Annotated in this window: 9 protein-coding genes; 6 read left to right on the top strand and 3 right to left on the bottom strand. The window is 58.3% G+C overall.

Annotation, left to right across the window (positions count from 1 at the left end; all coding sequences use genetic code 11):
* Positions 1–470: 470 nt before the first annotated feature.
* Both VEH04_12130 and VEH04_12125 read right to left on the bottom strand, forming a co-directional pair.
* The gene (locus VEH04_12130; GenBank protein HYG23524.1) at positions 471–1,067 is read right to left on the bottom strand and encodes a transposase; all 597 of its coding nucleotides are present in this window, start codon (positions 1,065–1,067) and stop codon (positions 471–473) included.
* A 575-nt stretch (positions 1,068–1,642) separates the two neighbouring features.
* Positions 1,643–2,539, bottom strand: coding sequence for a dihydropteroate synthase (locus tag VEH04_12125; protein HYG23523.1), 897 nt, complete (start codon positions 2,537–2,539; stop codon positions 1,643–1,645).
* A gap of 94 nt (positions 2,540–2,633) precedes the next feature.
* On the opposite strand from VEH04_12125, the gene dnaB reads away from it, so the two are divergent.
* The 4 genes from dnaB (at position 2,634) to VEH04_12105 (ending at position 9,507) form a co-directional block, all read left to right on the top strand.
* A complete protein-coding gene (gene dnaB / locus VEH04_12120) occupies positions 2,634–4,097 on the top strand; it encodes a replicative DNA helicase (GenBank protein HYG23522.1) in 1,464 nt (487 codons plus the stop codon).
* Positions 4,098–4,150: 53 nt separating this feature from the next.
* A complete protein-coding gene (bamA, locus tag VEH04_12115; protein HYG23521.1) occupies positions 4,151–6,535 on the top strand; it encodes an outer membrane protein assembly factor BamA in 2,385 nt (794 codons plus the stop codon).
* Position 6,536: 1 nt separating this feature from the next.
* Entirely contained in the window at positions 6,537–8,801 is a 2,265-nt protein-coding gene (locus VEH04_12110) for an SBBP repeat-containing protein (GenBank protein ID HYG23520.1), read from the top strand.
* A gap of 118 nt (positions 8,802–8,919) precedes the next feature.
* The gene (locus tag VEH04_12105; GenBank protein ID HYG23519.1) at positions 8,920–9,507 is read left to right on the top strand and encodes an OmpH family outer membrane protein; all 588 of its coding nucleotides are present in this window, start codon (positions 8,920–8,922) and stop codon (positions 9,505–9,507) included.
* A gap of 222 nt (positions 9,508–9,729) precedes the next feature.
* Here the strand turns inward: VEH04_12105 and VEH04_12100 are convergent, their stop codons facing one another.
* Complete coding sequence (locus VEH04_12100; GenBank protein HYG23518.1) at positions 9,730–10,911, bottom strand: aldo/keto reductase; 1,182 nt, start codon at positions 10,909–10,911, stop codon at positions 9,730–9,732.
* A gap of 207 nt (positions 10,912–11,118) precedes the next feature.
* Between VEH04_12100 and VEH04_12095 the strand changes: the two genes are divergently transcribed.
* Entirely contained in the window at positions 11,119–11,883 is a 765-nt protein-coding gene (locus VEH04_12095) for a hypothetical protein (protein HYG23517.1), read from the top strand.
* Positions 11,880–12,056 carry a hypothetical protein gene (locus tag VEH04_12090; protein ID HYG23516.1) on the top strand — a complete coding sequence of 59 codons (177 nt, stop codon included), beginning with the start codon at positions 11,880–11,882 and terminating at the stop codon, positions 12,054–12,056. The genes VEH04_12095 and VEH04_12090 overlap by 4 nt, the downstream gene beginning before the upstream one ends.
* Positions 12,057–12,094 lie beyond the last annotated feature (38 nt).

Here is a 12,094-nt window from a genome sequence, read left to right as displayed (position 1 = left end):
CTATCCGTTTACTTCCAGTTGCTCTCCACGGTTCATTTCTGAACCGCAGTTACCTTCAGTCTCTGGCGGGAAGCGCCGCCAGACAGGGACTCTCACCCTGCGATGTGCGTTGTATCCCAAGCGCACTAGCGTCAGGCATCCCTGCCTGACGTAGAGGGCGTGCATCCTTGCCGCCCGGAGAGAATCGTGGAATGCGACACACGCTCGCCTTTGCTCATCGCGTTTCTCCGTGCCTGAGGTTCCTCCCACCGGGCTGGAAGCCCGGCTCTACGGCAGGCAGGATGCCTGCCGCTACACGCCTTTCGTAGCGTCAGGCATCCCTGCCTGACGTAGAGGGCGCGCATCCTTGCCGCCCGGAGAGAATCGTGGAATGCGACGCACGCTCGCCTTTGCTCATCGCGTTTCTCCGTGCCTGAGGTTCCTCCCGCCGGGCTGGAAGCCCGGCTTTACGGCAGGCAGGATGCCTGCCGCTACGCTGAAGAGCGCACGCTCGCTGCGCTGCTCCATTTCCATTCGTCTCGCGCCTTGCAGAAACGCGCCTTCACCGGATTGTTTTCCACATAAGCCACGAGTCGCGAATGCTCCTCGTCATCGCGAATCCAGTGATCAAATGATTCAGCCTGCCAGAACGAGCTATTGACCCGGTTCAACATGCGATTGGCTCGGATGCTCGTGAACGATTTCCAACTGTGCAGGATCTCGTTCAACGTATGCCCCGGCATTGGCCACAGCACGACGTGAACATGATTCGGCATGATCACCCAACTGCGAAGATCGTAACGTGCGCCGTGGAAGTATTTCAGGGCATTCGCCACAAGATCGGCAACTTCCGGCTTGCTCAGCCAACACGCTCCATGTCCGCTATCGAGGAATGTTTCGACCTTGTCGCAATACCATGCAAGGAGTTGTTGTTGATCATGCCAGGGCAGCGGGTTGCGAGATGCTCGCGCGTGTTCGATGATCACCTTGCGCTCGTGCTTCAGACGGGCGATCTCGTGTGCAGGCAGGGAATCTGCCAGTCGAAACGTAACGAAATAAGCCGCGCCCTCCTTTTTCAGATGCGGCAACTTCCCTCGGAAATGTAATCCGGTAACCAAGGGGTATGACGACGACTGCTTTTGGGGGCAATTCTTCTCCTCACTCACGGCAACAAACTGCGTCCGTGAATTGTGCGCGGCAAGACGATTTTAGAGATCGTAGCGTCAGGCATCCCTGCCTGACGTAGAGGGCGTGCATCCTTGCCGCCCGGAGAGAATCGTGGAATGCGACACACGCTCGCCTTTGCTCATCGCGTTTCTCCGTGCGTGAGGTTCCTCCCGCCGGGCTGGAAGCCCGGCTCTACGGCAGGCAGGATGCCTGCCGCTACACGCCCTTCGTAGCGTCAGGCATCTCTGCCTGACGTAGAGGGCGCGCATCCTTGCCGCCCGGAAAGAATCGTGGAACGCGACACACGCTCGCCTTTGCTCATCGCGCTTCTCCGTGCCTGAGGTTCCTCCCGCCGGGCTGGAAGCCCGGCTTTACGGCAGGCAGGATGCCTGCCGCCACACGCCTTTCGTAGCGTCAGGCATCCCTGCCTGACGTAGAGGGCGCGCATCCTTGCCGCCCGGAAAGAATCGTGGAATGGACACACGCTCGCCTTTGCTCAGGCCTTGCCGAATACTTTCATCGTGTCGAGCACTCCCTTCACCCGCGGGACTTCGTGCGTTCGGAAAAGATTCGTTTTTCCAAGGCTCGCCAGAACCGCGAAGAACGGCTCGGCAATCCGCACTTCCTCGCGAAAATACTCGAACGCGTGCGGCAGCGCGTGGCAGATGGGATATCCCAGTTCGCGCAGTCGAAACGTGTTCAAAAACACTGTCATCTGATGCCGCACCCGCACCGCGCTGTCCTGCAGGTTGCGATAATAAAATCCAAGGCCGGGATCGATGAAGATCCTTTCCACACCGTTGCGTTGGGCGGCGTCAATCTGCCGCGCAAAGTACTCGCGCATGCGCTCAACTGGATCCGCGCTGAAATCGAAATCGCCAACCTCCCGCACGTTGCGGCCTTCCACATAACAAATGATCACGGCAGCGTCGTGATCCGCCACCATTCGGAATAATTCGTCCGATCGATCACTGCCCGTGAGGTTCAAGACGGCCGCCCCCGCTTCAAGGCAGGCGCGCGTCACGGCGGGTTCATACGTTTCAACCGACAATGGAATCCCTGCGGCGCGGAGTTCGCGGATCACGGGAAGCAGCCGGCTGTTCTGCGCCGCGTCATCCGCACGCGCGGCATTCGCAAGCGTCGACTCGGCGCCAATGTCGACCAAGTCCGCACCCTGCGCTCGCAACACATGGGCTCGCCGCACTGCGCTTTCCGTGCTGAGGCAGACACTTTCGCGATACCACGAATCCGCCGAAAGATTGATCACGCCCATGATCGAAGGCTCGATTGTGAAGTCGAAGAAGCGTCCACCGATTGCAAACGATTTCACCGGCATTGAAGCCGCGGCTCGATGTTGCTCCAGCAATTCGGCCAGGTATTCCAGCGTGAGCATGGGCGAAGGCTACTACCGTATGTTAAGAACCTGCCAATAAAATCCAGCAAGTCCGGTTTGAACCCGCCGCGGAATTCTGTTTTTCTAGTCGGCCATGATTGATTCGGTTTCCGATGATGGCGCCCGCTCGACGGATTTGAAGCGCAGCAAACGCGTTCGACGCAGCAGCAGCGCCGCAACGAGCGTGGATCGCCTGCCGCCCCATTCCCCGGAAGCCGAACAGGGCGTGCTCGGTTGCGTGCTGCTGTCGCCCAACGAATGCCTGGGCGATTGCATCCAAAAGTTCAAGCAGGGCGGTGAAATCTTCTACGACCTCCGCCACCAGACGATTTACAACACGCTTTCGGACATGTTCGACAAGCGCCAAGCGATCGATGTCATCACGCTGCAGCAAAACCTCAAGGACAGGCAGCTGCTCGAGCAGGTCGGCGGGGTGTCCTATCTGGCTTCTCTTCCCGACACGGTGCCATCTGCCGCCAACCTCTCGTACTACATGGATATCGTGTACGAGAAGTACCTGCTGCGGAAAATGATCCATACCTGTACCGACGTAGTCGGCCGTGTGTATGACTATGAAGGCGAAATCGACGCGCTCATGGATGAAGTCGAGCGCGACATCCTGAAGATCAGCGAAGCGCGCGTAACGGGCGAAAACGACACGATCAAGGATCTCGTCAAGAAGGCCATCAACACGATCGAGGAGTACCATCAGCGTCAGGGAATGCTGACGGGCGTCCCGACGGGATTCAGCGATCTCGACAAAATGACGAGCGGCCTGCACGCGGGGGAAATGATTGTCATCGCAGCTCGCCCTTCAATGGGCAAGACCTCACTCGCCATGAATATCGCCGAGCATGTGTCGATCGATCACAAATTGCCCGTCGGCGTGTTCAGCCTGGAAATGACGGCCGAATCGCTGGTGTTGCGCATGTTGTGCTCGCGCTCGCGCGTGAACATGCGAAACGTTCGCGACGGATTTCTTGCGGAGCGCGACTTCCCGAAGCTGACAGGTTCGGCGGGCAAGCTGGCGACTGCGCCGCTGTTCATTGATGACTCGTCTGGTCTCTCCATTTTGCAATTGCGCGCGAAGGCGCGGCGCATGCACCAGCAGCATGGCATCAAGCTTTTCGTGATTGATTATCTGCAGCTTCTCCATTCTACTGCGCGCCGGGCAGAAAACCGGCAGCAGGAGATTGCGGATATCTCGAGCGGCATCAAATCGCTGGCCAAGGAACTCGAGGTTCCGATCATTGTTTTGAGCCAGTTAAACCGCGAGATGGAAAAGGACAAGAGCCGCAAACCGCGCATGTCCGACCTTCGCGAATCCGGCTCCATCGAACAGGACGCCGACCTCATCGGGCTGCTCTACAAGCCGAGCAGCGGCGAGGACGACGACAACCCGACGAACGCGGGCGAGACGGAAGACGCGGTGGCGGTGAACCTGTTGATCGCCAAGCAGCGCAACGGCCCGACCGGCGACGTGAACCTCACGTTCCTGCGATCATTCACCCGTTTTGAGAATGCGGCCAAGATCAGCGACGACGACGTGCATAATTGACGATGAGAAAATCACTGCTTTGCCTTTGCGGGCTGTCTTTCTGTCTTTCCTGTATGCCCGTCGCATGGGCACAGCCCTCCTCTCTCAAAGTCGCCCGCATCGAAATCCGCCACGTCGGCCCGCAGGAAGTCAGCGATCAACTGATCCGCGCGAATATTCGCGTCAAGCCGAACGATCCCTATCGCCGGCTCGCGGTCGATGATGACATCCGGAATCTTTACGGCACCGGCCAGTTCTACAACATTCGCGTCACCGAAGAACCCACGCAGGAAGGCGTGGTGCTCACCTACGTCGTTCAATCGAAGCCGCGCCTGACCGACATTAATTTTCAAGGGAACACCCGTTACAGCAACAGCAAGCTGCAGCGGCGGATCACTTCGAAGGTGGGCGAGCCCCTGGACGAACGGAAGCTTTTCACCGACACGCAGGAGCTGCAGAAGATGTATCAAAAGGCCGGGTATCCCGGCACTGAGATCAAATACATCACTGACATTGATGCCGACACGGGCCGCGCGACAGCGACCTTTGAAATCAAGGAAGGCGTCAAGGTGAAGATCCGGGCCGTGCAGTTTGACGGCGCGAATGCCTTCAGCCAGCGCGAACTTCGCAAAGCCATCAAGACCCGCAAGCGCTGGATGTTCTCCTGGATCACAGGCAGCGGGGTGTTCAAGGACGACCAGTTTGAAGACGACAAGGAGCGCCTGGCAGAGTTCTACCGCAGCAAGGGCTACATCGATTTCGAGTTGAAGGACGTTCAGTTTGAATATCCTTCCGCGCGAAAAATGATCGTTCACTTCATCGTGTATGAAGGCCAGCAATACCGCGTTGGCTCGGTGAACATCACGGGCAACGAACTCTTCACGGATGAACAGATTGCGGAAGGCTTGCGCGCCCTCCAGCCGCGCGGCGTGTTGCTGAACAAGACACCTCTGGGCTCGAACGGCCTTCGAATGGACGTCGGCGATGTCTTCACGCCCAAGGGTTATCAGGATGACGTCCAGCAAATCGAAGATTTCTACGGCGCGCGCGGTTACCTCGATGTCTCGCGCAACCTCAACGTCAGCCGCATCCCGAACACGGACACCGGCACGATGGACCTCGAGTTCAAGATCGAGGAAGGACAGCCCTCTTACATCGAGAAGATCGAAATCCGCGGGAACAACAAAACGAAGGATCGCGTCATTCGCCGCGAACTGGCTGTCACCCCTGGCGAAACCTTCGACATGGTCCGAGTGCGCCTGAGCCGTCAGCGTCTCGAGGGATTGCAGTATTTTGAGAAGGTCGACGCGCGGCCGGAGCCCACCGATGTTCCCACGCGCAAGAACCTCGTCATCAGTGTCGAGGAAAAGAACACGGGCAACCTCAGCATGGGCGCGGGGTTCAGCTCCGTCGACTCACTCGTAGGCTTTGCAGAAATCACGCAGGGCAACTTCGACCTGTTCAATCCACCCAACTTCACAGGCGCGGGACAGAAGCTTCGCTTGCGCATGCAGCTGGGCACACGCCGCCAGGATTATCTCGCCTCGTTTGTGGAGCCCTGGTTTCTCGGACGCAAACTCGCTTTGGGTGTTGACCTCTATCATCGCGAGCTGAACTTCCAAAGCCTTGAGAATCTTTACAACGAGACCCGCTCAGGCGGCCACGTCAACTTGACTCGCGCGCTGGGGAGCGACTTCCTGATCGGCAGCATTGGTTACCGCATCGAGAATGTCGGGATCGACTTCAACGGCCACTTGCCCGTTGAGCCGGGCCATTATCCTGGCGAGCCCCGGCCCCGAATTCCGGACGATTTGTGGGAAGAGGACGGCAGCTCGCTGCTTTCCAAGGTTGAGCTTTCGCTGGCGTACGACACACGCAACAGCACGACCTTGCCGGACAAGGGACAGCGCACTGAGATCCTGGTGGAACTGGCGGGACCATTCCCGGGCGAGAAGGAATATTACAAGGCCGAACTGAAGACCCATTGGTATTTCCGCGGCCTGTTCAGCGGCCATGTGCTCGAACTCCTGGGCGGCACGGGCGTTGGCGACGCTTACGGCAGCGATGACAGCGTGCCCTTCTACGATCGTTATTATCTCGGCGGCCTCTACTCACTGCGCGGATATCGGTATCGGAGCATCAGTCCCCGCGAGACCGGCGAACCGCCGCGTTCACGCGAGCCCATCGGCGGCAATACGTATTACTTTGCGTCTGCAGAATACAGCCTGCCCATCATTGATCGTCTGCGCTTCGCTTTGTTCTACGACATGGGCAATGTGATGTATGACGCGTACTCGTACGACTTCACTGACTACAACGACAACTGGGGCATTGGATTGCGCCTGAATCTGCCGATCGGCCCGCTGCGCCTGGATTATGGCATACCAATCCAGCACGACCGCCACAACAGCGGCTCAGGGCGGTTCCAGTTTGGCGTTGGGTTTGAACGACCCTTTTAATATGAGTTGGCCAGCAAGCAAGTTCCTCCTGACGCTCACGTGCGCCGGCACGATGTTGACTTCAGCACACGCGTCATCAACTTCCCAGACCGCCGCTGAGTTTTTGTCGGGCGCGCCGCTGTACTTTGAATCGCTGGATTCACAGAGGTTCATCGCCCGCGGGGTGGATTGCGCGGTGACACTCGATTCGTCCGGAGCGGAACTCACGCTTCCTGGAAGATCCGCTGCCGAAGCTGCGCGAGTGGTATCGATGCGTTGGGTGGGCGCTGATGTGACGAGCGTATTGCAGGGAATCGAAACGCTTCCTGGCAAGGTGAATTACCTCGTGGGCACAGATCGGTCGCAATGGCGTACAGGCCAGCCTCTGTTCGCCCGCGTGCGCGCGACGGAACTGTATTCAGGCATCGACCTGATTTACTACGCGGATCAACACGCGCGACTCGAGTACGATTTCATCCTGCAACCAGGTGCGAATCCAACACACATCGCGTTTCGAATCGAAGGCGCCGATTCAGTTCGGATTGATCGCAACGGGGAACTGGTAATCAAAGTGGCGGGAGAACAGATCCGTCAACATCGCCCGGTCATCTATCAGGACCAGCTTGGAAAGCGAATCCCCGTATCGGGTGGATATCGCATGGTTTCCAGGGACACCATCGGTTTCGCTGTAGGCAAGTTCGACGCAACCCGCGCCCTGGTGATCGATCCCGTAATGAGCTTTTCGACCTTCATCGGCGGAGCAAAGGCCGAGTTCGGGTGGGGAATTGCGGTAGACGCAGCAAACAATATTTATGTGGCTGGAGAAACCTTATCGAAACGCTTTGCCAGTTCTGCAGATGTGCTTCAACCCGGTTATGCCGGGGGAATTGGCGCCTTTGGTGACGCGTTCGTCGCCAAGTACAGCGGCACCACGCGGGAGCTGATTTATCGCACATACCTTGGCGGCAGAACTGATGACGGAGCCCGGTCGGTGGCGGTCGATGCGACAGGACGCGCGTATGTCACAGGTTTTACCGATTCCCGGAACTTCCCGATCGTCCCAGAGGGTAATCCGCTGTCGCTCGCGACGCTTGAAGAGAGTGGGCGGCCCAACAATGCGTTCCGGATTTTCCCGATCAACGCATTTGTCACACGCGTGAACGCGGACGGAACCGGCCTGGACTTCTCGGTCTTGCTGGGTGGACGCCGCCGGGATTCAGGAACAGGCATCGCATTGGATGGCGGCACGGGCGATGTGTTTGTCACGGGCTTCACGGAATCCACAAACTTCAATCCCGTGCCCAACGGTGTTCAGACCGTGTATGGCGGGCGCCGGGATGCATTCGTCGTGCGATTGACGGAGCTCATTAATCCGGTGGCTGCGTATTCGACGTTCCTCGGCGGAACGAACCAGGACAATGCCGAGGCGATTGCGGTGCGGTCGGGGCAGGCCTATGTGACCGGGTTCACGGTATCGCGTGATTTCCCCATCGAAAATGCCCTCGTGGTCGCCAACAGCACCTGGACAAATCCTGTGGTGTTCACGAACCTGAACATGCAGCGCGGCAAGTCATTTCGCACCGACGCTTTTGTGACCGCACTGAACGCTGCAGGAACGGATATCCTTTACTCCACGTTCCTTGGCGGGGCAGACCACGACGCAGGAACCGATATCAAGACCGACTCCACGGGCAACGCCTACGTCACGGGCTACACTTTTTCCCGCGTGTTTCCAACGAACACCATCGTGACGCCGCTCGCGCCTGGTGCCGACTTCAACACACACGCGTTTGTCACCAAGCTGAACCCGGCGGGGGCATTGGTCTATTCCGCGCAATTTGGAAGCCGCGGCAACGACCAGGGAACTGGCATCGCCGTGGATGAAGCGCGGCAGCAGGTGTATGTGGCGGGTTTCACCACCGCGAACAATCTCTTTAACACAAATGTGAACACGCTGGAACTGCGCGCTCCTGGAGCCATCGCCCGGCGCTCCGGCCGAACGCCGCGGGATGGATTCCTCGTCGCGCTGCAGGAAACCGCGGGCACAGTCCCTCTCACCTTCACGAACGCCGTCCTTTTCGGCGGCACAGGCAATGACATTCCGAACGCCCTCGCGGTGGGGTCGGTTGGAGGGAATGCAACAGCCTGGATCGGGGGCCAGACCACCTCCAAAAATCTCACCGTCACGAACACATTCCCGCCCTTCGAGTTCCAGGAGAACCTGGGGAATTCCCGCAAGAACACGAAAAGCCCCGATGCCTTCCTCATGGAAATTCAATTCCCCTGAGCCGGCGCGAAGAGGATGAACAATTCGCGGCGCGTGATGTCTGAATTGAACTGCACGCGCGGCGGCATAAAATTTTTACGCTCGCCCGGTGCGGCAAATTCTAGTTTGTTTTGACGTTATGAAACGATTGCTGATCAAGTGGCTTCCTCTGTTCCTGCTCCTGGGCATGCTGCCGGGGGTGGCGCACGCGCAGTTCAAGGCAGCCACCGTCGACCTGAGCCGCGTATTCACGAACTACTGGAAGTTCAAGGAGGCGGACCTTTCGCTTCAAAGTCTCCGCACCGAACTCGCGACGGGTTTTGAAGATTTGAAAAAAAGCGAGGACAAGGGCAAGGAGAGCTACACAACGCTGCTCTCCGAGGCCAATAACCAGGTGCTTTCGTCGGAGGAACGCGACCGCAAAAAGAAAGCCGCCGAAGACAAGCTGCGCGAGATCACGGAAATCCGGCGGACAATGGAACAATATGAGAACCAGGCTCGCACCCGGCTGATCGACCAGCGCACCCGGGTCCGGGAAAACCTGTTGACTGAAATCTACGCCGTGGTTCGATCCAAGGGAAAGGCGGGCAATTACTCACTGATCCTCGACAGCGCAGGCAAGACCGCTGATCAAACTCCAATCGTCATATACTCAACCGCCGAGGACATCACAGACGCCGTGTTGTCGCAGTTGAATGCGGGCGCCCCCACAGCGCCGAAGAAGTAGCGTAGCGCAACAGGTTTCCAAACGAGCATGCACCGGAGCGCCGGCTTGCATGTGTTGGCTTAGCGCTCAATTTGTGGCGGGGTGGCGAAAATCGTGCAGCGCTCTGCCCCTTAGTCGTCTCGGACATAACGCTCAATTTGTTGGCGATCGATTGTTCGATCATCGTAAGGCGACTGCAAGTCAGCGGTCCGGCGCAGGTCCGCCGTTCGCCCGAACAATCCCTCAGCTTTTGCTGAGTCTTTCCACGGGCTTTTCGAAGTAGCTGTCGTGAGCTTCCTTGAGGATTGAACCGATGCGCTTTGCAAACGGACTCCGTGCGAGCGCGTTTGCGAGATCCACCTCTGCAGCCTTGGCCGCGTTCTCGCCCGGAAACCAATGGTCCCCCTGCCCCAGCAGGTTGTAACGCATCTTCGCCCATGGCATTAGCCCCAGCGGCTTCGCATAGGTCCAAAGCCGCAGGATCTCCGTGACATTGATTTGTCCCGGGACATCCACGTAGTTCGGCAATCCCTGAAACCAGCGTTCGCACCAATCGTCGCCGAGCACCCTGCGCATTTCCTCCCGCAACCGTTTCTCGATCGGCTCGGTGATTTCCGCAGCACGTTCATAATGCTCCAGCGCCGCGATGTGCTCGTCGAAGTCGCTCGGACGACTGGCGCCGATGCTCAGCGTGTGAACCTGTGGACGCGCGAGACAATACAGGTCGTTGAATTGCATCGGCGTCAACGGCGCGCATAATTCCCGGATCTTCGGCGTGGGTTCCTGCAACTTCCCGCCCTTGTCGTTCGGGCTGATGATGAACACGCCCATGTCGCGCGCCGCGGCCGCTTCAACCGCAGGCCAGTTCAGGTCGTTGACGAAATACCAATGGAGGTTCACGTAATCGAATTCGTCGGTCTTGATCGCGTCCAGGATGATGTCCGTCGTTGCGTGCGTGGAAAAGCCGATGAACCTGCAGCGGCCTTCGCGTTGCAGTTGCCGCGCCGCCTTAAGGCATCCGCTGTTGAGGATGCTCCAGTCGAGGAGTTCACGGTTGTTGATGCCATGAAAAGAAAGCAGGTCGACGTATTCGAGGCCGAGATAACGCATTGACGTCTCGAACGTCTCCAGGAACTCGCGCGGTGTTCGATGCGGCGCGACCTTGGTTTGCACGATCATTTTCTCGCGCGGGAGCGATGGCAACAGGCGTCCGAGCTGCATTTCTGAAGATCCGTAACCGCGTGCGGTCTCCAGGTGATTGATTCCAAGGGCCAGCGCGCGATGAATCACCGATTCAAGGTTCTCCTGGTTGTCGCGCGGCACATCCTTCAGTTCCACGTCCTGCCATTTGTATTGGAAACGCATGCCCCCGCACGTGAGGACCGGCATTTGCAAATTGGTGCGTCCGAAACGACGATACTTCATGGCGCGCAGCATAGGACGAGGGGTTGTCGAGTTCCAAGCCTGCTCTGCGGGCATGGCTCACTCGGAATGCGGGACGTGGATTCATAGCCACCGGCCTGGACGATGAACATGCGTGTTCACGTTCACATGCCACTGGATCGTTGACACCGCCAAATCAACTGCATAGTCTGGCCCGGTTCGTTTGAAAACTCAGAATCTTTTCTAGCCATGTTGATTCGCATCAGTTTGATCGTCGCCATTGTTGCCGGTTTGGCTGTCGCTGGTCTCAATTTTACCAAGGTACGGACGGACATCGTCACGACCCGCGCCGACCGCGACAACGAGCGGACCATGAAGGAGCAGGCGCAAACTGAGCTGTCCAGCACCCGCCGGGATCTTGAACAGCGCACGACGGAATTGACCCAGACCAAGGAAGCACTGGCCACCACGACAACGGAGCGGGATCGCGCCGTTGAATCAGCCAGCCAGCTCACCCAACGTGCGAACCAACTCACTGAACAATTGACCGGCACGCGCGCCGAACTCGCAACAGCGCAGGCTGAGGTCGCCGCCTATCGCCAGGTAGGCACCACCGAATTTGTTGCCAACCTCGCCCGCAACCTGCGCCAGACGCAGGAAGGCCTGGCTGAAGCGCAGGTTGTCATTGGCACGCTGAACAAGAAGGCGCGCCAATTGGAGGAGGAATTGGCCGACTATCGTGACCCCCGCCGTATCGTTTATCTTCCCGGCAATCTTAAGGGCCAGGTCGTTGTGAGCGATCCAAAGTGGGATTTCGTCGTGTTGAATGTTGGCGAGGATCAACAGGTCGTTCCGAAGGGCGAACTGCTGGTGAATCGAAACGGACGGCTGGTTGCGAAAGTAAAAGTGACGAGTGTCCAAAAGGATCGCTGCGTCGCAAACGTGGTTCCCGGCTGGAAGCTCGGCGAAATCATGGAAGGTGACCAGGTCATTCCCGCTCATCCCGCATCGTGAAACGCTACGTAATTGAAATCCGATGGATGGCCCTGCTGCTGATTGCCGCAGGCGCCCTCGCATGCACGGGCTGCGCTTCGACTGAGTCGGAAAATCTTTCTTCCCGTCCGTGGAACTCTCCGCGCGGTTGGGAAACCGGCGGCTTGCCGAGCTCGCTCAACGAAGGCCGCTAGCGTTGGAGCGTGCGGTGTCGGCCCGCTTCACTGCCAAA

It is taken from the genome of Verrucomicrobiia bacterium (assembly GCA_035629175.1).
Taxonomy (GTDB): domain Bacteria; phylum Verrucomicrobiota; class Verrucomicrobiia; order Limisphaerales; family DASXHY01; genus DASXHY01.
This window is presented reverse-complemented; position numbering and strand designations above follow the sequence as displayed.